The 20,829-nt window shown below is 34.4% G+C and carries 20 protein-coding genes and 5 pseudogenes; 22 read left to right on the top strand and 3 right to left on the bottom strand.

Translation table 11 applies throughout. The features are described from left to right. Positions 1-120: 120 nt before the first annotated feature. Positions 121-483: a VOC family protein gene (locus tag BM350_RS10160; protein ID WP_090912348.1), complete on the top strand. Its 363-nt coding sequence runs from the start codon at positions 121-123 to the stop codon at positions 481-483. 460 nt (positions 484-943) lie between these two features. Here the strand turns inward: BM350_RS10160 and BM350_RS10165 are convergent, their stop codons facing one another. Further along, complete coding sequence (locus BM350_RS10165; protein ID WP_090912346.1) at positions 944-1,192, bottom strand: DUF2564 family protein; 249 nt, start codon at positions 1,190-1,192, stop codon at positions 944-946. Between the two features lie 113 nt (positions 1,193-1,305). Further along, the gene (gene cspD, locus BM350_RS10170) at positions 1,306-1,503 is read right to left on the bottom strand and encodes a cold-shock protein CspD (protein ID WP_090912344.1); all 198 of its coding nucleotides are present in this window, start codon (positions 1,501-1,503) and stop codon (positions 1,306-1,308) included. An 18-nt stretch (positions 1,504-1,521) separates the two neighbouring features. On the opposite strand from cspD, the pseudogene BM350_RS27475 reads away from it, so the two are divergent. The 21 genes and pseudogenes from BM350_RS27475 to BM350_RS10265 all read left to right on the top strand — a co-directional run. Next, positions 1,522-1,715, top strand: a pseudogene (locus BM350_RS27475) (amino acid transporter); the annotation flags it as partial. A 61-nt stretch (positions 1,716-1,776) separates the two neighbouring features. After that, the gene (locus BM350_RS10175) at positions 1,777-2,085 is read left to right on the top strand and encodes a cytoplasmic protein (protein ID WP_090912342.1); all 309 of its coding nucleotides are present in this window, start codon (positions 1,777-1,779) and stop codon (positions 2,083-2,085) included. A gap of 59 nt (positions 2,086-2,144) precedes the next feature. Next, positions 2,145-2,765 (top strand): sterol desaturase family protein, encoded by a 621-nt coding sequence (locus tag BM350_RS10180; protein WP_090912340.1) that lies wholly within the window; start codon positions 2,145-2,147, stop codon positions 2,763-2,765. Between the two features lie 197 nt (positions 2,766-2,962). Then, entirely contained in the window at positions 2,963-3,301 is a 339-nt protein-coding gene (locus BM350_RS10185; RefSeq protein ID WP_090912338.1) for a DUF485 domain-containing protein, read from the top strand. A gap of 3 nt (positions 3,302-3,304) precedes the next feature. Beyond that, positions 3,305-4,855 (top strand): solute symporter family protein, encoded by a 1,551-nt coding sequence (locus BM350_RS10190; protein ID WP_090912336.1) that lies wholly within the window; start codon positions 3,305-3,307, stop codon positions 4,853-4,855. A gap of 215 nt (positions 4,856-5,070) precedes the next feature. Beyond that, positions 5,071-6,423 (top strand): aspartate aminotransferase family protein, encoded by a 1,353-nt coding sequence (locus BM350_RS10195; RefSeq protein ID WP_090912334.1) that lies wholly within the window; start codon positions 5,071-5,073, stop codon positions 6,421-6,423. 330 nt (positions 6,424-6,753) lie between these two features. Beyond that, entirely contained in the window at positions 6,754-7,590 is an 837-nt protein-coding gene (locus BM350_RS10200; RefSeq protein WP_090912651.1) for a MerR family transcriptional regulator, read from the top strand. 98 nt (positions 7,591-7,688) lie between these two features. Next, positions 7,689-9,041, top strand: a complete 1,353-nt coding sequence (locus BM350_RS10205; protein WP_090912332.1) for an MATE family efflux transporter — start codon at positions 7,689-7,691, stop codon at positions 9,039-9,041. Positions 9,042-9,208: 167 nt separating this feature from the next. Continuing rightward, positions 9,209-9,790 carry a YdcF family protein gene (locus BM350_RS10210; RefSeq protein ID WP_090912330.1) on the top strand — a complete coding sequence of 194 codons (582 nt, stop codon included), beginning with the start codon at positions 9,209-9,211 and terminating at the stop codon, positions 9,788-9,790. A 339-nt stretch (positions 9,791-10,129) separates the two neighbouring features. Continuing rightward, complete coding sequence (nfsA, locus tag BM350_RS10215) at positions 10,130-10,864, top strand: oxygen-insensitive NADPH nitroreductase (RefSeq protein WP_090912649.1); 735 nt, start codon at positions 10,130-10,132, stop codon at positions 10,862-10,864. Positions 10,865-11,216: 352 nt separating this feature from the next. Further along, positions 11,217-12,056, top strand: coding sequence for a GNAT family N-acetyltransferase (locus BM350_RS10220; protein WP_090912328.1), 840 nt, complete (start codon positions 11,217-11,219; stop codon positions 12,054-12,056). Between the two features lie 283 nt (positions 12,057-12,339). Further along, entirely contained in the window at positions 12,340-13,311 is a 972-nt protein-coding gene (locus BM350_RS10225; protein ID WP_090912326.1) for an ArsR/SmtB family transcription factor, read from the top strand. Beyond that, positions 13,302-14,111: an ABC transporter permease gene (locus BM350_RS10230; protein WP_090912324.1), complete on the top strand. Its 810-nt coding sequence runs from the start codon at positions 13,302-13,304 to the stop codon at positions 14,109-14,111. Before BM350_RS10225 ends, BM350_RS10230 begins: the two co-directional genes overlap by 10 nt. Before the next feature lie 11 nt (positions 14,112-14,122). Next, positions 14,123-15,106, top strand: coding sequence for an ABC transporter ATP-binding protein (locus BM350_RS10235; RefSeq protein WP_090912322.1), 984 nt, complete (start codon positions 14,123-14,125; stop codon positions 15,104-15,106). Positions 15,107-15,108: 2 nt separating this feature from the next. Then, positions 15,109-15,906, top strand: coding sequence for an ABC transporter permease (locus tag BM350_RS10240; RefSeq protein WP_090912647.1), 798 nt, complete (start codon positions 15,109-15,111; stop codon positions 15,904-15,906). A 15-nt stretch (positions 15,907-15,921) separates the two neighbouring features. Next, positions 15,922-16,302: pseudogene (locus BM350_RS10245) on the top strand (NUDIX hydrolase); the annotation flags it as partial. Positions 16,303-16,401: 99 nt separating this feature from the next. After that, on the top strand, positions 16,402-16,974 hold the full coding sequence (locus tag BM350_RS10250) for a histidine phosphatase family protein (RefSeq protein WP_090912645.1): 573 nt from the start codon (positions 16,402-16,404) through the stop codon (positions 16,972-16,974). Between the two features lie 188 nt (positions 16,975-17,162). Next, a pseudogene (locus BM350_RS10255) lies at positions 17,163-17,545 on the top strand (hypothetical protein). A gap of 262 nt (positions 17,546-17,807) precedes the next feature. Further along, a pseudogene (locus BM350_RS28005) lies at positions 17,808-17,891 on the top strand (IS6 family transposase); the annotation flags it as partial. A gap of 209 nt (positions 17,892-18,100) precedes the next feature. Further along, positions 18,101-18,838, top strand: a complete 738-nt coding sequence (locus BM350_RS10260) for a hypothetical protein (protein WP_090912320.1) — start codon at positions 18,101-18,103, stop codon at positions 18,836-18,838. 62 nt (positions 18,839-18,900) lie between these two features. Further along, complete coding sequence (locus BM350_RS10265; protein ID WP_090912319.1) at positions 18,901-20,094, top strand: hypothetical protein; 1,194 nt, start codon at positions 18,901-18,903, stop codon at positions 20,092-20,094. Positions 20,095-20,156: 62 nt separating this feature from the next. Here the strand turns inward: BM350_RS10265 and BM350_RS10270 are convergent. Beyond that, positions 20,157-20,518, bottom strand: a pseudogene (locus tag BM350_RS10270) (integrase core domain-containing protein); the annotation flags it as partial. Positions 20,519-20,829 lie beyond the last annotated feature (311 nt).

The following is a 20,829-nucleotide window of genomic DNA, read 5'->3' on the forward strand; positions in this document are numbered from 1 at the left end:
TAATCAATATTTCACTTATTGTATTTGGCGATATAAAATGAAAGAGGCTTTAGAAAGTGTTAAAAAAATTATTTGGTTATAGAAGAATTCAAATTTCAATTGATAATGGGAGTGGATTTTATGATTCTTGGTTTGCATCACGCTCAGATAACTATTCCAAAAGGTGCTGAAGAAGAGGGAAAAAAATTTTATTGTGGAATTCTTGGTCTACCTGAGAAAGAAAAGCCCGAATCACTAAAGGGGCGCGGAGGATTTTGGTTAAAAGTCGGAGATAGAGATGTACATATAGGTACAGAAGAAGGTGTTGATCGATTAAAAACAAAAGCCCATATAGCTTATCAAGTAGAGGATATATCGTACTGGAGAAATGTGTTAGAACAAAATAACATTCAGATAATTGAAGGAGTACCAATCCCAGGCTTTGAACGTTTTGAGTTCAGAGACCCATTCGGAAACAGAGTGGAAATGATTCAAGAAATTTAGTTACGCCATTAATTAAATTTGGTATTTAGATGAAGATAAATATAATTAAAAAGTAACTACTCAGTCACTCTATGAAAAACCGGTAGAAAAGCCTTTTTTAAGTGGTCAAGAGGGACTGGCTATGTATAGGAGCGGTCAGGGCCTTTTCCTGCCATACGCAAAGTTTTAAAACAAAGAAAGGCAGCGAGGTGGAGGTCCATTTTTATCTTCATGGCAGCAATTATAGGTAAGCGTATTTTCGCTGGAATTATACTCCTTACCAAACTTCTAAATGAAATGTATGGCTGAGTAGTTACATTAAAAATAGACAAAGAGCTTAGGGGAATTTTCTAAGCTCTTTGTTGTGATTTATAATGAGAATTCGTTTGATATTTAATTACGATTTACGATGAGAAGTGGTACGTTTTTTATCGTTTTGCACCTCAAAAGTGAACCTGTTAGAAACTTCTCTGGATGTTTTTTAATTCTTTGCTTCTTGTAATTGATGCTCGCATCTTTCTAATTTTTCTTCTTGATCCAATAGAAACGGTGCATCTAAATCTGTTGCTACTTCTTTCATTGTTTCGAGCTGATGACGAGCGGATTCAATGGCATTTGTAGCGTGCTGCAATGATTCAGGGTCCATTGTGACTGTCGCAGAACCAACCATCTTTTGCGCAGTTTCTACGCGGAATTTTACTTCTTCAAAATCGTTTACAGGTGAACCCATTATTTTCTCCTCCTTATTTTTTCATTTCACATAGTTTTTGCTCTGTGGAAAAGAAATATGCAGAAGAATAACAAAGGAGGTTATCAGTAGATAACCTCCTGTCATGTATCAAATTAAAGTTTTACTACGTTAGTAGCTTGAGGTCCGCGATTTCCTTCAACGATTTCGAAAGAAACTTCTTGACCTTCTTCTAAAGATTTGTAGCCTTCGCCTTGAATTGCAGTGAAGTGTACGAACACATCGTCAGCACCTTCAATTTCGATAAATCCAAAACCTTTTTCGCTATTAAACCATTTTACTTTACCTTGCATACTACAATGCCCCCTAAATATGTGTATTTTTATCGTGGATTTCAAAATGTAAAACAAGGAATTTTACATTCAAATATCGAATATATAAGGTAAGAAGTGGTAGGGGGATTTCATTAATCCTTCATGGCATGTTTTTTAATCCGTTGAGCCTTCTTTTTTTGTTTGGTGTAATGGAAGTACAAATTATTTTACGGAATGTAAATATTGCTTTTTCTATTCATTTTGCATATAAAGTTTTATAATTGTTTATATAAGATTGAAGGGGAGATTTCTATGTATCGAACCACCGTAAATGAAAAGGAAATTATTATTACATTAGCAGCAAAAATACGGAAAGAAGTAACAGACAGAAATCCATTATACGAGGCTGTTCTTCAAATAGCTGAACGATTACTTCAAACAAAACAACCGACATTTGCTGTAAATCATGAAATATTTGGGTTGATTATTGGAGAAGTACAAAGAGGAGAAGTAACAGTTTTTGCAGTGGAACATATTATTCCAAAACAGAATATATTCGGTTCGAACAATATTTTCTATCCAACTGGGGAAACAAGCAAATTTGTAATGGGAATAGAATAGAAATAAAAAGCGGCCATAACAATGTGTTACGGTCGCTTTCTGAAGAGAGGGGAATGGGGATGAAACGGGTAATAAAAGAGTTTTTCTTTCAGCACGATATTGTCATTATGATTGGAGTTTTAATTGCTATTATCGTATTTTTGAACATGCAATTGTTTACATGGATTGCAGCTATTGCAGTTATTGCAGGTATTATTTTTTATACAATTAACGAATATGTAACACATCGTTTTTTATTCCATTTAAAACCGCCAAAGAATGCATTTTTATTAAAAATGCTAAAACGTCTTCATTACGATCATCATGTATACCCGAATGATTTAAATCTACTATTTTTACCAGTGTGGTATAGTCTTCCTGGATTTACGATTTATTTATGTATTGTATATGGTATTACTTCTAACGTCACGGTGACATTATCATTTGGAATTGGAATGATTGTCATGCTATTAGTATATGAATGGAAACATTACATTGCGCATCGACCAATGCGTCCATTGACTCCGTACGGAAGATGGCTAAAGAAGCAACATTTACTTCATCATTATAAAAATGAGAATTATTGGTTTGGAGTATCAAATTTATTTTACGATTTTCTGTTTAAGACATATAAAGAAGGAAAAGATGTCGAAACGAGTGAAACTGCTCGTAATTTAGAAGGTGAAAAAGCGGTGCGATAAGTACTGCTTTTTATTTTAATAAACTATATCGGAATTTTAGGGAAAAATGACATAATTTGTCTATCGAAAAATCTTTGCATACAAAAATAGATTGTCTACAATAAACTTAAGTTTCTGAATATTTATAAAATTAGGATTTTTATTTATGAAAGAAAGCGTTTAGCGATTTGTATTGAAAAGAAAGGAGTAGGTATGAAATGAAACAAGAAACATCTGCGCGTAAATTGAATGGTGAAATCAATTACTCAAACGTAGTACAGTCTGCCGAATTTCAAAATTTGTTACAAGCAAAGAAAAAATTTATTGTACCGATGAGTATTTTCTTTTTCAGTTTTTTTATTGCTTTGCCTATATTAACATCGTATTCAAAAGTACTCAATACATCAGCGTTTGGTGATATTACATGGGCATGGGTATTTGCATTTGCTCAGTTCATTATGACATGGACATTGTGCATGATTTACAGTAAAAAAGCAGAATCATTTGATCGATTATCGAATCAAATTCTTGAAAACTTGGATAAAGAGAGGGGATAAATATTGAATACAACAGCTTTCACTTTATTTTTAGCCATTGTTCTTGGAACGCTTGTTATTACGTATTATGCATCGAAAAAAACAAAAAATGCAAGTGATTTTTATACAGCAGGCGGTGGGTTAACAGGATGGCAAAACGGTTTGGCGATTGCGGGCGATTACATGTCCGCTGCTTCTTTTCTTGGAATTGCCGGAGCAATAGCATTAACAGGGTTTGATGGATTTTTTTATAGCATTGGTTTTCTTGTTGCCTATTTAGTTGTATTATATCTTGTTGCAGAGCCGCTTCGGAACCTCGGGAAATTTACATTAGCAGATATGATTGCAGCGCGTTTTGATGCAAGAAAAGTACGCGGAGTAGCAGCGCTTAATACGATGACAATTTCAATTTTTTATATGATTGCACAGTTAGTCGGAGCAGGAGCACTTATTAAATTATTATTAGGAATCGAATACAGTGCGGCTGTACTCATTGTTGGGACATTGATGACTGTATATGTTATTTTTGGAGGAATGACAGCAACGAGCTGGGTGCAAATTGTTAAAGCGGTATTATTAATGGCCGGTACTTTTATTATTTCTGTTATTGTGTTTTCAAAGTTTAACTTTAGTATTACAGAAATGTTTGCACAAATGAAGACAGCGACACCATTGAAAGAAGCATTTTTAAATCCTGGTGTAAAGTATAAAGATGGTTTAGATACAATTTCGCTAAATTTAGGACTTGTTCTTGGTACAGCAGGGTTGCCGCATATTCTCGTTCGTTTCTTTACAGTGCGTGATGCGAAAACAGCCCGTCAATCTGTTGTATATGCCACGTGGCTAATCGGAGCTTTTTATATTATGACAATTTTCTTAGGATTTGGTGCAGCAGCATTTGTTGGGAATGGAGCAATTGTGAAAGCGAATGCAGCTGGTAATATGGCGGCACCAATGTTAGCAGAAGCGTTAGGTGGAAATCTTTTATTCGCTTTCGTTTCGGCAGTAGCCTTTGCGACAATTTTAGCTGTAGTAGCAGGACTTGTTTTAACAGCAGCATCGGCGTTTGCTCACGATTTTTATAATGAAATTTTACGCCGAGGAAAAGCAACAGAAAAAGAACAAGTAAAAATGGCACGCTACGCTTCAGTGGGAGTTGCAGTATTTTCTATTATTTTAGCGTTATTTGCACAAACGTTAAATGTAGCGTTCCTTGTATCGCTTGCATTTGCTGTTGCGGCAAGCGCGAACTTACCAGTTATTCTATTTACGATATACTGGAAGCGCTTTAATACGACGGGTGCTATTTGTGGTATGCTTGTTGGCTTAACTTCCGCAATTCTCCTCGTTGCAATGAGTCCGAATGTATGGAATCCAGTGGTTGGAAAAGCGATTTTTGTGGGAGACCCCTTATTTCCATATACAACGCCAGGAATTATTTCTATTCCACTTGGATTTTTAGCGGCATATTTAGGAACGATTTTCTCAAGTAAGAAAGAAGATGTGGCGAAATTTGATGAAATACTTGTAAAGTCGAATACAGGACATGGTATTAGTGATATCTCAGCACATTAAGAAACAGAAGTGCTTTCTGGCTAAGGGAAGGCACTTCTGTTTTTATTTGTTTTCTCAATTAAATTTATCCATTTTTATTGTGGATTTTTTTGTTTATACAGTAGGATTTATATTATTTTTGTGGAATGAAAGTTTAGTGAGAGAAAAGTTTCAACTATTATGAGGCACCGAGCAGCTATAGAGATAAAAAGTTGTAATGGAAGGTGGAATATATAGTGAAAACGAGGCAAATTGGAGAATTATTAGCCAAAGATGAAAAATATGTATGGCATGGAATGCGTCCGTATAGTCCGAGCAGTACAATGATTGGAACAAAGGCAGAGGGCTGTTGGGTGGAGGATAGTGAAGGAAAGCGCTATTTAGATGGAATGAGCGGTCTTTGGTGTGTGAATAGTGGTTATGGAAGAAAAGAACTAGCTGATGCTGCACATGAACAGCTGAAAAAGCTTTCTTATTTTCCGATGTCACAGTCACATGAGCCGGCAATTCAATTAGCAGAAAAATTAAATGAGTGGCTTGGAGGAGAATACGTTATTTTCTTCTCTAACAGTGGATCAGAGGCTAATGAGACAGCATTTAAAATTGCTCGCCAATATTATGCATTTAAAGGAGAACCGCATCGTTTTAAAGTTATGGCACGCTACCGTGGTTATCATGGAAATACGATGGCAGCAATGGCAGCAACAGGCCAAGCACAACGGAAATATCAATATGAACCGTTAGTAGCAGGATTTTTACATGTCACACCGCCAGACTGTTATCGCATGCCGAGAATTGAAGAAGAAAATATTTACGAGGTGGAATGCGTAAAGGAAATTGACCGCGTAATGTCATGGGAACTAAGTGAAACGATCGCTGCATTTATTATGGAGCCAATTATTACAGGCGGAGGTATTTTAATGCCGCCGCAAAATTATATGAAAGCTGTCCAAGAAACGTGCAAAAAGCATGGAGCCCTTCTTATTAGTGATGAGGTTATTTGTGGTTTTGGACGTACAGGAAAACCATTTGGGTTCATGCATTATGATGTAAAGCCAGATATTATTACGATGGCAAAGGGAATTACAAGTGGATATTTACCATTGTCCGCAACGGCAGTGAAAAAAGAAATTTACGAGGCGTTCCAAGGGGCTGGAGAATACGAATTTTTCCGCCATATTAATACATTTGGTGGAAATCCAGCTGCTTGTGCCTTAGCGCTTAAAAATTTAGAAATTATGGAGGACGAAGGCTTGATTGATCGTTCTGCTCAGATGGGATCTCTTCTATTGAAACAATTAAAAGAGGCAATTGGTGATCATCCATATGTAGGAGATATTCGCGGAAAGGGATTACTCGTGGGAATTGAACTTGTAAACGATAAAGCGACGAAAGAACCAATTGATGGGGACAAAATTGCAAGTGTTGTGAATGCTTGTAAAGAAAAAGGATTACTTATTGGACGCAACGGTATGACGACAGTCGGTTATAATAACGTTTTAACGTTAGCGCCGCCGCTTGTAATTTCTAGTGAAGAAATTACGTTTGTTGTAACAACAGTGAAAGAGGCAATGGAGCGTATTAGATAAAAATAGGCAGGCGAGCCGGGACATAGAGGCTCGCCTGTCTATTTTTCAAGACACATGTTTCATCATGGCATGTAATCATCTGCTTTAAAAAGATGTCTTTTCCATTCATGACACATCTCTAATCATTTTTTATAACAGTACAGCTACATTAGCCCTTATAGATGATCTTTTCTTGTATTCCTGCTCATCATTTATTGTGGTTACATGGTAATGAGATTTACGATTGCTTAAAAGAAATTAGTATTGGAGATTTTGTTATTTATAATACAGTTCATGCACTTGTATAATAAAGGAAACGGATGGGTAAATAAAAAGAACGGAGAAGTAAATATGTTATTAAATCAACGGTTTACAATTGGAGAAATGGCGAAAATGCATAATATCCCTGAATCGACATTGCGGTATTATGATGAAAAGGGAATCTTTCATCCAGCAATTGTTGATTCGCAAACAAATTATCGCTACTATACAATCGATCAATTTTCAATGTTGGATACAATTAAGTTTTTACGACAGTTAAATATACCGCTAAAAGAGATTAAACGATATATAGATGAAAGAACACCAGCATTTGCGCTGGATTTATTGGAGAAACAGGAAGAGATGTTACTGAAAAAACAAAGGGAAATTGAATATACGTTAGCAAAAATAAAGCATAAAATTTATTTAATGAAAGAAGCTGTACAAACAGATGCTTATACGGTCTTTTTTAAAGAATTACCAAAGCGGAAAATTACAGCTCTTCCTATTACTCCAAATGTAACAGATGATATGTTTGAATATTATATTCATTCACTTCAAAAAAATATGAAACAAGTAGATGATAGTTTATTTTCAGGTGATATAGGTGTGACTGTAGCAAAAGATGGATTATTACAACATGATTTTCAAGCATACAATCGTGTATTTATTCTTCTTGATTACATGCCATTTCAAATTACTACTTCCCATGTAATTGAAGAGGGAATATATGCGTGTGCGTATCATCATGGACCATACGAAGAAACTGGTAAGACTTACAAGAGGCTGCTACTAGCTATTGAGAAAGATGGATATGAAATATATGGTGACGCAATTGAACTGGCCTTAATTGATTTGTCTGTAACGGATAATCAAGAGGAGCAAGTGACAGAAATCCAAATCCCTGTGATGAAAAAAGTGAAATAGAAAGGCTTCTCATTTATATATTTTTTACTTCTCTCTTGACCTTCAAGTAACTTGAAGGTCTACAATATGAACAGAGAGTCGTAAAGGAGAATTTTGTAATGGAAACAACTGAGCATTTAAGAGAAAAACCGATGAAAAGTCTATTTATTTCTTATTTAATTCCGGCTGTACTTGGAATGGTACTGATGTCGGTGAATATTATAATCGATGCGGTTATGGTCAGCCGTGGTGTGGGAGCAAATGGATTGGCTGGAGTAAACGTTGCTGTTCCCGCATTTTCTATCTTTTTCTCCATCTCACTATGGATTGGGATGGGCGGAGCTACGATGTATTCTATTGCTTTAGGAGAAAATAATATAGAGAGAGCACGTTCTATTTTTACACAATCTATGACGGTAGCAGTTACGATTGTTGGTATATTAATGATTATTTGTTTATGGAAAATAGAAGATATAGCGTACTTATTTGGAGCAAATGATGTAATTTTACCGTATTCGTTAGATTATCTACACGTATTATTCACCTTTGGAATGATATATGTGTTAGAAAATGTCTTGAGTACATTTATACGAAACGATGGAAATCCGAATTTGGCTATGGCAGGTTTGATTGTCACAGCGGTGTTAAACATTGTATTTAATTATATTTTTATTTTCATTCTAGGCTGGGGTGTGACAGGATCAGCATCTGCTACAATTTTATCTGCAGCAATTGGTTTTCTTGTGCTACTGAGTCATTTCTTTAGAAAAAACAGTATTTTAAAATGGACGAAACTCCATTTAGAATGGGAAACCGTAAAGCAAATTATGGTCATTGGTTTTCCGAGTTTCACGACAGAGGTTACAGTAGCGATTGTAACGATTGGATTTAATATCACTTTTATTCAATATGCTGGTGAACAAGGCGTTGCATCGTATGCTATAGTAAATAGTATTCATGCGATGACGTTACTTTTATTCTTTGGTGTTGGGGCAGCACTGCAACCAATCGCAAGCTTCCATTATGGTGCAAACTTAACGGAAAGATTAAAACAAGGGTTACAGATTGCGGTTAAAACAGCTGTTGCACTCGGTGTTATCGCAACACTGATTGGTTTATTCTTTGGGAAATATCTGGTCGGCTTATTTGACGTTCAATCCGAAGAATTATTAAATATGACGGTTATAGGAATTAGTTTATTCTTCATGCAATACGTATTTTTAGGTTATAACATTGTGTGTGGTGAATATTTCCAATCTGTACGACAAACAAAAAAATCTGTTTTAATTATTTTAAGTCGAGGATTGTTACTTATCATTCCTCTTCTGTGGGTGATGCCGAAATTATTTGGTGTAAATGGAATATGGCTTGTAATGCCTGTTGCGGAACTATTAACAGCATGTGCCGTATTTGTGATGAATCATTATTCACATCCAGTTTCTATACGTGTGTTGGAAGAAAAACATATATAATGATGAAGTCCCCTTAATATGTTAAGGGGATTTTTTCTTGTTCTATACGAATTCGTACAAATATTACTTTTAAAGGATAAACTATCTTGAATTGGAAAATAAAACTATACAAATAATTGGAAGGATATTATGATGAAAAAAATGGTGAAATAGGAGAATTTATAGGGATGTTAAAAAAAAAGAGATTCAAAAAGTATTGTTTTATTTTCATTATCATTGCAGCAGTTTATATGAGTACTTTACAATATATTATTTACAAGCATGGTCACATGGAAGCACCAGATGATGCGGATTATATGATTGTACTTGGTGCTCGTGTGAAAGGAACAGAACCTTCTTATGCTTTGCAATATCGTATTGATAAAGCAGCTGAATATTTAAAAACACATCCACAAACAACTGTTATTGTGTCTGGTGGTAAAGGGAAAAGAGAGGATATTTCCGAAGCTTTAGCGATGAAACGCGGATTGGTGGCGCAGGGAATTCAAGAAGAACGAATTACAATGGAAGATCGTTCCACGAATACAGATGAGAACATAAAATTTTCAAAACTGCTTATTCCAACAAATAAGAAGAAAGGAATCATTGTAACGAATGATTTTCATATGTACCGCGCGAAAAAAATTGCCGAAAAACAAGGATTGCAGCTAGAGGGATTGTCTGCAAGAACACCAAAGCCGATCATCATTCAATCTAATCTTAGAGAGTATGTAGCAATTACGAAGTATTGGATTATGAATCAAATATAATGAGAAATCTTCCGAAATTGGTAACTACTCAGTCGCTCTATGAAAAAAAGAGCAGAAAAGCATTTTTTTTAAACGGTCGAGAGGGACTGGCTGTGTATAGTAGGGGTCATGCTGTATTCTGCATTATGTTATTTTAGCATTTTCTTTGCACTGGTAGGAATGTATTACTTCGTTTGGAGTACGATTAAAGGTATGGAAAGAGGTCTAATATGATAGGAAAGAACCAATTAAATACGATTGGTTCTTTTTCATGTATCGTTTTGTTTTAAGCATATCGTTTGTCTATATACAAAAAATGTGATAATTATGGAGTATTCAGACTATAGGGGGTAGGATATGATGAATGAAATGATACATACAATGGAACAACATGTATCAGTACGAAAATATAAGAAAGAGCCAATTCCAAAGAATATAATCGAAAGAATGATTGGAGCAGCACAGCATGCAGCATCATCACATTTTGTGCAAGCCTATTCAGTTGTATATGTAACAGATGAAGCTTTGAAAGAGCAATTAGCAGAGCTATCTGGAAATCGCCATGTGAAAAGTTGCGCGGCATTCTTTGTTTGCTGTGCAGATTTAAAGCGGTTAGAAGTTGCATGCGAGAAGCATGGAGCAGAAATTAAATCTAATACTACAGAAAATTTCATTGTGGCAACGGTAGATGTATCTCTGTTTGCTCAAAATTTAGCGCTTGCCGCTGAATCTCTCGGATACGGCATTTGTTATATTGGGGGAATTCGTAATAACCCAGAACAAGTAAGTGAATTACTACATTTGCCGGATAACGTGTACCCAGTCTTTGGAATGACAGTTGGTGTACCAGATGAAAAACATGGCGTGAAACCTCGCTTACCAGTTGGAGCTATTCTACATGAAAACACATATGATGAGAACAAATATAACGAACTACTAGATGAGTATGATCGTACGACCAATGAATATTATAAGGAAAGATTGACAAATCAAAAGGATATAACGTGGACAGGATCAATGAGCGAGTTTATGTCACAGGAGAAGCGATTGCATATGAAAGAGTTTTTGGTTAAAAAGGGATTTAATCAAAAATAATGTAGAAAAAGCAAATCTGTTTAGACAGGTTTGCTTTTTTGCATGATTAAAAAACCGACATAAAATCATTCTTTTTTGGTGGGCGAGAGCATCTAGCCATGCATAGAAGCGGTCAGTGCCCTTTCCTGCCACATGCAAGTTTTAAAACAAAAGGAGAAAGCAAGTGCAGATCATGTTGTATTCGGTATAGCAGCGACTTATATGTCGGAAAATTAAAATGGATATATATAGGTAAGAAAGAAGGAGTTTATTGGTCCAATTAGAAGATAGAAAGTGGTTTTGATATTTAGATTGCAAAAGTACAGCTAATATATTTGAAATAATTTTATACTCAATGAAAGAAGGAGATTGCGTGATATATGAATTAGAACAGCAGCAATTTATTCGTTGTAAGCATCTTTTACAGCAAGAGAGACACCTTGAGGTACAAGCGATTATTGAAGGGAATAATCCAGGGCGTGTGTTTGTTGATCATGTTGAGTTTCCACAGTCAGGCCTAGTATGGCTTGGTAATTTGGATGGTTTTATTTTTATTGGTAATTCGAATAATGAATCGTTTAATTCTGAAATAAAGAAGTTTTTAAATGAAAAAATTGCTAAAGAAGCGATTGAACTAGGTGTACATTGGTTCGAAGGATTTGGCCATGGAACAAATTGGGATGAAACAATTAGAAATATATTGAATGGCTATTTATATGAGGAATCTAATCAAAGAGTATACAAATTATATGAAAATCAGTACCAGATTGAAAGTGAACCGAAAATTGATGAGGCATATACAGTTTTTAAAATAACAAAAGAAAATGTAATTGCTAATCGCTTATATGATCATTCATTTTTGGTATCAAAACTTTCATTATTTTGGGATTCTATAGAATCTTTCTTGGAAAAAGGCATTGGATATGTGATTATGTATAAAAATGAAGTAGTAAGTATTTGTTTTTCAGGATTTGTTAGTGAAAATACACATGCAGTAGATATTGAAACAACGAAAGAGCATCGCGGGAAAAAATTAGCTCAGAAAGTTGCACATGCATTTGTACAGGATTGTCTCGCTAATGGGAAAACTCCTTATTGGGATTGTATGGAAGAGAACACATCTTCAATTGTGATTGCAGAGAGTTTAGGATTTGTAAATGTGTTTAATTATATAGTATATGACTATCAGTTTTTACCTGAAGGACAAGAATAGTAAGAATAAACCAATCTGAAAAAGGAATGAACCAGGCGTGTTGATTATCCAGTAAAAAACCATAAATACATACAAAAATGAAGAGAAATTCCCAGGTGTTTTTAAATTATAAAAGAATCACCAGAAAAGATTTTAGTAGAAGCTAAAGTCTTTTTTTGTTTGTAAAATAAAAATATTTCCAATTTTCGATTGACGATTTATTCCTATACTGCTAATATACTGAATAATTTTGCAAAATTATAAAACTGATTCGATAGATACCGAATCAAAGAGAGGGGACCATATGGTACACATTACATCTTGGTTTGAACGACATGTCAAAGTTGTTTATTCACCATTTCGCGAAATGTTATTGAGTTTACACGTTTTATCTAATCCAGCGCATCATGTGAAACGACTACCGTGGGCAGAAAATCTATTGAGTATGATGAATGAAAACGAAAAGGAATTACTGCATGAAATTAATAGAAAAAGTGATGATTGGTTTCGATTCATTGACTGGTGTTCAGAGTTTCCAGTTGAAGTGTATGTAGAAGAAGGGATTGAAAGATTACGAGCTACAGATGAAAAGGTATTTCAAAGATTTTTTCCGGATTTAGAGAAAGAAACGATTTGTAATTTTTTATACGAATACCATCAATGTTATTTCGCAAGGGAGCTTTTTCGAATTGAACCTTGGCTCCAGCAATCCGTACATGATTTGAAAGAAATGATAAAACAAAATCCATTATCGCTTTCTAAGAGGTTACATCCAAGGTTTTTAATTGAAGGGGAGCAAATCACATTTTTAAAAGCACGTACATGGCAGTATCGTTTTGTAGATTTATCTGCGATTACGTTTTATCCATCAACTTTTATCGCACCTCATTTGCTAATGGATAACTTCATTTCTACTCATATAAAAGTGTATTATGAAGTCGAAATTGCTTCATCCTATCCAGATGAAGTACCAAAGGATTTATTGCAAATTTTACAAGCGATATCAGATGAAACACGCTTAAAAATGTTGCGAGATTTATCATTTCAATCGTTTTGTACGCAGCAATTAACAGAGAGGTACAACCTTACGAAATCGACTGTTTCGAATCATTTAAAAATACTTGAAGCAACTGAACTAGTACAAAAAGAGCGAAAAGGATATTACGTATTTTATCAAACAAATCGTGAAAAGCTGGAACAAATTCGAGTGGATTTAGATCAATTTATGGACTTTCCAGCCTTTCATAAAACAGAGGAGGAAAAAACGTGTGGCTAACGTTTTGGGCTACATTTCGTCGTGATTTTTATACGATGCGGAGAGCATATCCATGGGCATTTTTTCTAGGACATATTTTAAGTGGTATTTATATTGTGTTGTTTTCTTATTTAACATATCACTTTATGTTCCAAGGGAAATTAAATGATAGCTTTATGAAACTAGGAAAAACAGATGATTATCTTTCCTACGTTATACTAGGTGCTGTTTTTTATTCGTTTGCCGTTTCTTTATTAATGATTGTGAGCCGAACGTTAATTACGGAATTACGTGAAGGAACTTTAGATGTACTGTTGTTAACTCCATCATCTCGGCAAGGATATTTTTTAGGAGCAGCTGCACAAGGAATGCTTCGAGTTGGACTTGAATTTATTGCAATTTTTATGTTTGGTTTGTTGTTTGGATTACAATTTCGTGAAATGAATATCGCTGCTGTGTCACTGTTATTACTTGTTTTATTTTTTTCAATTTTTGCACAAGCATTAGTGCTTGGAGCTTTCATGCTTTATTTTCGAGATACATATTTAACGCAAAATACATTGTTTATTTTTATGAGTCTTGTTAGCGGAGTATTTTTTCCGGTAGGCTATCTTCCTGCGGTTTTACAGACTATAAGTTTGCTCATGCCATTATCACATGGCTTATCAGCATTTCGATTATGCATGATCGAGGGCGGGAATGTAACTGCTATACAATCTGATCTTATATGGTTATTGGGATTAGGGGTTGTTTATTTTGTAATTGGTGTAATGGCCATAAAACGAATGGAAAAGTATGTTATTGAAAAACATTTTGCATAGGGGAGATTTGGATGATACGGGCGAAACAACTTGTGAAACGCTATGAATTAAAAGAAAAAATAGGTTTTTTTCGCAAAAAAAGAAAAATAATTGAGGCAGTGAACGGGTTAGATTTAACGATTGAGAAAGGAGAAATTGTCGGTTTGTTAGGTGTGAATGGTGCTGGAAAAACAACAACTATTAAAATGTTAGCTACGCTTCTTGAACCGACTTCAGGTGTGATTGAAATTGATGGAACAGATAGTACAAAGCAGGATATTCTTGTGAAGAAAAAAATTAATATGATTGCTGGTGGGGAGCGTATGCTTTATTGGCGCTTAACAGGGAAAGAAAACCTTCAGTATTTTGGAAGTCTATATGGTTTAAAAGGAGCAGAATTAGAAGAACGCATTCATTTTCTTTTGAAGCAAGTGGAGTTAGAAGAAGCTGCTAATACACCTGTTGAACGATATTCAAAGGGAATGAAACAGCGTTTACAAATTGCAAGAGGACTCATCAATGATCCTGATTATTTATTTCTTGATGAGCCGACATTAGGATTAGATGCACCAGTAGCAAAAAAATTACGAGAAATGGTATATAAATTAGCGAAAGAACAGAATAAAGGAATTTTATTAACAAGTCACTATCTTGAAGAAGTAGAAGAGCTTTGCGATCGCCTTTATATTATTGAAAAAGGAAGCCTTCTGTATGAAGGAACTCCTCAAGATATTATACAATCTATCGTACGCGAGTATCATTTAGAAATTGTGATTTCTGTGTTATCAAATGAATTAACAGAACAATTGGAGCGCTCTTTCGGAAAAAGAGAAATAAAGTTTGTAAAGGAACATATAGGAGATGGACTGCGCTATGAACTAACAGCATCCTTTGATATGACCACGGTAGTTTTATCGTTATTAGCAAAACATCAAATTAGCATACTACAATTAGAAACACATAAAGCGAGGTTAGAGGATGCAATCTTGCAAATTGCAAATGGGGTGAGTGCGTGAATATGTTTTTTGCAGAATGGAAGAAGAGTCACCGTAATCATTTTCATAGTAAAATGGTCTATTTTTCTTTATTCATTTGGCCTGTATTATTATTTGCGACTGCTTATTTTTCGGTGAAACCATTTGATACATCAAATAGTAGCCCACTGACAAAATGGATGGATCCAAAGCAAATTAGCTTTTTTCTCATTACAGGTTATATCGGCTATGTTTTCTTTTGGAGTCTTGTTCAATCAGCATGGCAAATGTCATGGGAACGTCAAAATGGAACATTAGAGCTCATTTTTTTAACACCTGTATCACGCGTATGGATGATGTATTGCCGGGCGGGAGCAAATTTAATAGAAGGTGTATGGATGTTCACCGTTTTCTCTATACTCATTGTCTTATTTCTTGATGATGTGAAGGTACCACCAGTTGAAAATATTGTATTTGCTTTTATTGTGTTATGTATTTCAGCAGTTGTATGGGGAGGGGTCTTGAACACTATCTTTTTATTTTCAAGAGATGCGAGCATTCTCTTTACAATTTTAGAAGAACCGATGCAATTTTTTGCTGGTGTACGTATTCCTGTTGTTGTGTTACCTCTATGGGGAAAAATAATGGCAGCATTGTTTCCATTAACATATGTGCTGCAAATATTTCGCTCGCTATTGATGGAGGGAGAGAGTGTTATAGATTTATTCCCAAACTTATGCTTGTTATTTAGTATGTTAGCCTTGTTGGTGGTCATATCTTATTTGCTCGTTCGAAAGGCAGAAAAGCATGCAAAACGAACAGGGAATATGATTTTGTTTTAAGAGGAGGGAGAAAAAATGGAGATTTTTCAAGGTGCAGCAGCATTATGTATAAACAAAGATGGAAATTTATTAATGGTATTACAAGGACGACCAGATGTAAAAGAGGAGGAATTAAAATGGTCCGTTCCATCTGGTGGAAAATTTGAAAATGAAACATTTGAACAGTGTTGTATACGTGAAGTAAAAGAAGAAACGGGATATGATGTACGAATCATTCAAAAGGTACATGAAAAAATTGGTGACAGCAATGGGTATAACGTTCATATTGTGTACTATGAAGTAGAAGTGATTGGCGGAAAAGCAGAAATATGTGATCCGGACGGTTTAATTCATGAAATTAGCTGGAAAAGTTTGAGTGAAATAGAAGGAATCCACTTATCTTTTCCAGAGGATAAAGAGTTGTTTCATCAATTTGTTTTAGGTGGAAATGAATCTTTTGTACATAATGAAAGAAGGGAAGTAATTGTAAAGAAACCTGAAAAAATGGAGGTAATTATGAAAACTTTCATATATATGGTGAGACATGGGGATTCACCGAAATATGGAAAAGAAAAAACGAGAGGATTAACTGAAAAAGGAAAATTAGATGTTCACCGAATAACAGATGTATTACAAGGTGAGGGAATTGACGTTGTTATCTCAAGTCCATACAATCGTTCAATTCTAACTGTTCAGCAGTTAGCGAAGCAAATAGGACAAGAAGTTTTAGTATTTGAAGACTTAAAAGAGAGAATTTTTATTGCTGAAGAGGAACGAATGTCGGATAAAGAATTATTCCCTTTGATAACAAAGTCATTCTTAGAACCCGAATTTGCTTTAACGAGAGGAGAGTCTAATGTCGACTGTCAGAAACGTGCTATAAAAGTCTTAAAAGAATTATTAAACACCTATCGAGGTCAGAAAGTAGTATTAGGCACTCATGGAGCTGTTATGACTTTGATGATGGGGTATTATGACAGTAAGTATGATTTGAATTTTTTACTACAGACATCAAAACCAGATATATACAGAATGGAATTCAATGGACAGGAATTGGTGGAGGTTAAAAGATTGTGGGGAATTTCATAGATTGACTGTATTCATCCATAGCTTCTCCAAATGACGTGTATTATAAACAATAGGGTTACTGCGGTAACTCTTTTTCTTATTGCACTAATGGGGGATTGAGTTCAACAATCTAAAAAATCCGGTTCCTTAGCGTACAAAATTCACGTTTTGTTCTTGCTATCCCGAGATGAAATGGGAGGGAATGGTTTTTGGGCAGAATACCTTTAAAGTTATTTTTTAAATCAATCCTATTTTTTTCTTATGCGGTATTGTTGTTTATTCTATATTTCAGATTATTTTTGTCTGGAGTGTTTCGACAGGATTAGGGAGGGATGATATAGTCGGATTTTCTGATAATAAGTATGTAATTGGTCGTCCACCTGTTAGCTATAATTTATATAAAAAAGATAGTGGGGAAACTATATTAGATAATGTTATTGGTTATAAAAAGGGAAAAACTAAAAGCTATGTTCGGAATGAAATTGAATTTGCAGTGATAAATGAGATAAAGGGTAGCTATGAACTGTATAAAATAGAAAATGCTTCAGAAAAGGATATAGAACAGCTAAAAGAAATGAAGAAATTAGAATAAAAGAGACTACCTGAAAGGTAAAAATGTACACTTGTTATTGTTAGATCTAAAAAATGGTTTAGACTGATAACTGGGTTTTATTTTATGAAAAGAGTTATTATTAAAATAAAGTATTAGGGATTCAGTCCCATGCCCCTCAAGCTAATATTTTGAAGTGTCCTCAAAACGAAAATTTTCTTCGTTTTGGGGAACTACCAATTTCTTAAGTTGATGGGCATGAGGTATTTGTATTTCTTAGCTTGATAGCGATGGGGTGGGACTCCTATATAAATAAAGGCGAAGTCTTCAAAGAGACTCCGCTTTTTCAACGTACAATGAACTTCAACAATTACTAGCTACTTCCTAAACATTGTTCCTCATTTACCAACCTGTTTATGCTTTTTTCAAACTTTGCACCAGAACCTTTCAATCTATAAAAATAAAAAATAAAAAAATTCTGAAATATATTTACATATACATTATTTGTAAGATATGATTAGGTGTATCTTCCTAATATACCAAAAAGTTGGAAGTTTTGTAATTTTTGTTAATAATTCGAAAATAGAGGGGTGTAATATGAAAAAATTACATGCATTAGCATTAACAATGGGTTTAATGACTTCAGCTGTGGTTGTACCTACTGCTACTTTTGCAGGAAGTGATGATTTACCTTATTTGAATGAAATTAAGAAAATGCAACCAGATTTGAGTACATCGGAATTAATATCAAGTATTAATGAAATGGCAAAGAATACAGGAAATACGAAAGAGGCAATTTCTGAACAGATTTATAAAGAACTCAAAGCAGATGAAGCTCAAAGTAAAAAAGAAGCAAGTAAAAAAGTAAATACGTTAGGAGGAGGAGGTGGTACAGTATCTGTAGGTAATAGCAATATGGGCGATTTCTTTTATACTGGTTCATATACTGCATATTTGAATCATGGACATGTTGGTATGTACTATAGTTCAAATACAATAGTAGAATCAGTTCCAGGTGACGGAGTACGTACACTTAGTACAACAGCTCGCAAAGTCGATAAAGGCGACGCTGTTGTCAAATCTGTAAATACTACTTGGCAAAATAAAAATGATGCTGCATGGTGGGTGAAAGATCGTGTAGGTAAAGACGGATATTCTTATAATTTCGCTACGAATAGAATTACCACTCATTATGGAGACAAAAATTGTTCAAAACTTATCTGGTCAGCTTATAAGCTTAATGGTGGTTTAGATTTAGACAAAGATGGTGGCGCTGGCGTATATCCACGAGATGTTCGTGATGCGGAACAAACATCAGTAGTTCGACATATTTAATAGAAAGAAGTGCAACGAATACATTTGTTGCACTTCTTCTTGTAAGAAAGGAATATATCATGATGAAAAAACTACTATTTGTTATTTTAGGTGTAATTGTGATTACAGTATTAGTCTATTTTTTCTTTTTCAGTAACTCAAATGTGGATTTGATATCTGAGGAAGATGTTCAAAAAAAAGATTTTTTGAAGGATAAACACGCTGTGATATACCTTTCTTCTACAGCTGATCAAGACATGGATGGTAAGGGTATTAGTTATGCAGTGTTTATTAATAAGAATGGGGAAGCAAGTGGTTATAAAATGAATGGTTTAGAGCTTGGTGGTATAGGAGTATCAGAAAATAAAAAAGAACTTCTATTAGAAAGTAAGGATAAGCTTAAAATTGTAGGGGAGAACTTTAAAGAGTTTAAGATGAAATACCAACATACAGGAGATTACAGAGCATATTTAAAGAACAGCGACTTGTTTGTAAATATCTATAATTCTGGTAGTAATCCTGATACCGGAGGATATGATTCAAATGTTGTATATGGTAATAAAAAGGGCATTCATAAAGGAAATATTCCACATTATCTTATGAGCTCTGGAGTGGATGAAGAAACTATTTTAGTCATAACTCAAGATATAGACAAAAAAGAATATAGTCTAAAAAAATTAGCATTTAATGATCTAAAGATGAAACTTGAAGATGTTACAGAAATTAGTTTAGATAAAATTATGTCATATTCTAGTTATTCTTCTATTTTAAGTGATTCAAATTATTACTATACGGTTTTAGTTGAAAATGATAATACGATTAAAGGAAAAGTTTATTTGTTGCGTATCGATAAAACGACATTAAAACAAGAATTAATTTTGTTGTCTTCCGAAGAGAACACTACAGCTTCAATACCATTTACAAAACATAATTCCGCGTATTTACATAACAATGAACTCTATTTTATAAATGGATTAGGTAACGTTATTACGTTTAATACACAGACAAATACAGTAAATACTAAATTTAAGATTGACTATCATGTAACAGATGGTGTTAGATACAATGAGCAAACTTTCTTCAAGGGCGATCAATTATATGTCTTACGGTATGATGAAAATCGAAAAGATAAATATTATATAGAAATTTATTCTTTAAAAAATGGTAAGAAAATTAAAGAAAGTGAAGTTATAGGTATGGAAGAAATCATTAACTCTGTCCAGGGAGGGAAATCAATTCATGCTTATGATTTTAAAGTGTTAGGTTCAAAAAATTAAATAAGTGATCTAATATAAACTTCTGGATTTGAGTCAATATTTTGGACACAAGAAAATTAAGTCTATGCTACTTTTTTAGCTAGATCTTCTATTGCTTGGGGAGTTTTATAACCAATACTACTATGAATTCTCTTGCGGTTATACCATCCCTCAATGTATTGAAATAGTGCTACGTTTGCTTGTTCAAATGTGGCATATTTTGTACGATATACTTTTCTTTCTTTAAATTTGCATGAAATGATTCGGTACAAGCGTTATCATACGGGCAGCCTTTCTTACTGAAAGAGGGCTTTATTTTATAATTCGTAAGTATGGTTTGAAATTCTTGACTTGTATATTGGGTGCCTAAGTCGGTATGTAGAATAAGGCCTTCTGATGGCGTTTGAGTATAGTGAGCGCTTTCTAACGCTTTTATCACAAGGTTCTGGCGGGACCCCATAATGAAAGAAGAGAATAGTAATATAGAAGAAACCACATGGAAATTTTTCATGCGGTTTCTTTTTTATAATTAGTAGTAACTTTCAATCATGAATTATATAAATCTATTTTAATTTTTTAACATCTTTGTCTAGCTCTGTCTCCTAAGCCCTCATGTCTAAGAACCTTCCACACGAGAAGGTAAAAACACCTTCTGTGTGAAAGAACCTTAGCCAGCGGGCCTAAACGGTCGGCTCCGCTTTTCTTTATAATCCAGCTCCAGCGGCTAGAACAGTCGGTGGCTTTCGCGTCTTCCGC

The organism is Bacillus sp. 103mf (assembly GCF_900116295.1).
Taxonomy (GTDB): domain Bacteria; phylum Bacillota; class Bacilli; order Bacillales; family Bacillaceae_G; genus Bacillus_A; species Bacillus_A bruguierae.

Excerpts from the sequence above, each read along its gene's own strand:
- BM350_RS10160 (WP_090912348.1), top strand. The coding sequence starts at position 121 with ATGATTCTTGGTTTGCATCACGCTCAGATAACTATTCCAAAAGGTGCT.
- BM350_RS10165 (WP_090912346.1), bottom strand. The coding sequence starts at position 1,192 with ATGGGTTCACCTGTAAACGATTTTGAAGAAGTAAAATTCCGCGTAGAA.
- cspD (WP_090912344.1), bottom strand. The coding sequence starts at position 1,503 with ATGCAAGGTAAAGTAAAATGGTTTAATAGCGAAAAAGGTTTTGGATTT.
- BM350_RS10175 (WP_090912342.1), top strand. The coding sequence starts at position 1,777 with ATGTATCGAACCACCGTAAATGAAAAGGAAATTATTATTACATTAGCA.
- BM350_RS10180 (WP_090912340.1), top strand. The coding sequence starts at position 2,145 with ATGAAACGGGTAATAAAAGAGTTTTTCTTTCAGCACGATATTGTCATT.
- BM350_RS10185 (WP_090912338.1), top strand. The coding sequence starts at position 2,963 with ATGAAACAAGAAACATCTGCGCGTAAATTGAATGGTGAAATCAATTAC.
- BM350_RS10200 (WP_090912651.1), top strand. The coding sequence starts at position 6,754 with ATGTTATTAAATCAACGGTTTACAATTGGAGAAATGGCGAAAATGCAT.
- BM350_RS10205 (WP_090912332.1), top strand. The coding sequence starts at position 7,689 with ATGGAAACAACTGAGCATTTAAGAGAAAAACCGATGAAAAGTCTATTT.
- BM350_RS10210 (WP_090912330.1), top strand. The coding sequence starts at position 9,209 with ATGTTAAAAAAAAAGAGATTCAAAAAGTATTGTTTTATTTTCATTATC.
- nfsA (WP_090912649.1), top strand. The coding sequence starts at position 10,130 with ATGAATGAAATGATACATACAATGGAACAACATGTATCAGTACGAAAA.
- BM350_RS10225 (WP_090912326.1), top strand. The coding sequence starts at position 12,340 with ATGGTACACATTACATCTTGGTTTGAACGACATGTCAAAGTTGTTTAT.
- BM350_RS10235 (WP_090912322.1), top strand. The coding sequence starts at position 14,123 with ATGATACGGGCGAAACAACTTGTGAAACGCTATGAATTAAAAGAAAAA.
- BM350_RS10240 (WP_090912647.1), top strand. The coding sequence starts at position 15,109 with ATGTTTTTTGCAGAATGGAAGAAGAGTCACCGTAATCATTTTCATAGT.
- BM350_RS10250 (WP_090912645.1), top strand. The coding sequence starts at position 16,402 with ATGAAAACTTTCATATATATGGTGAGACATGGGGATTCACCGAAATAT.
- BM350_RS10260 (WP_090912320.1), top strand. The coding sequence starts at position 18,101 with ATGAAAAAATTACATGCATTAGCATTAACAATGGGTTTAATGACTTCA.
- BM350_RS10265 (WP_090912319.1), top strand. The coding sequence starts at position 18,901 with ATGAAAAAACTACTATTTGTTATTTTAGGTGTAATTGTGATTACAGTA.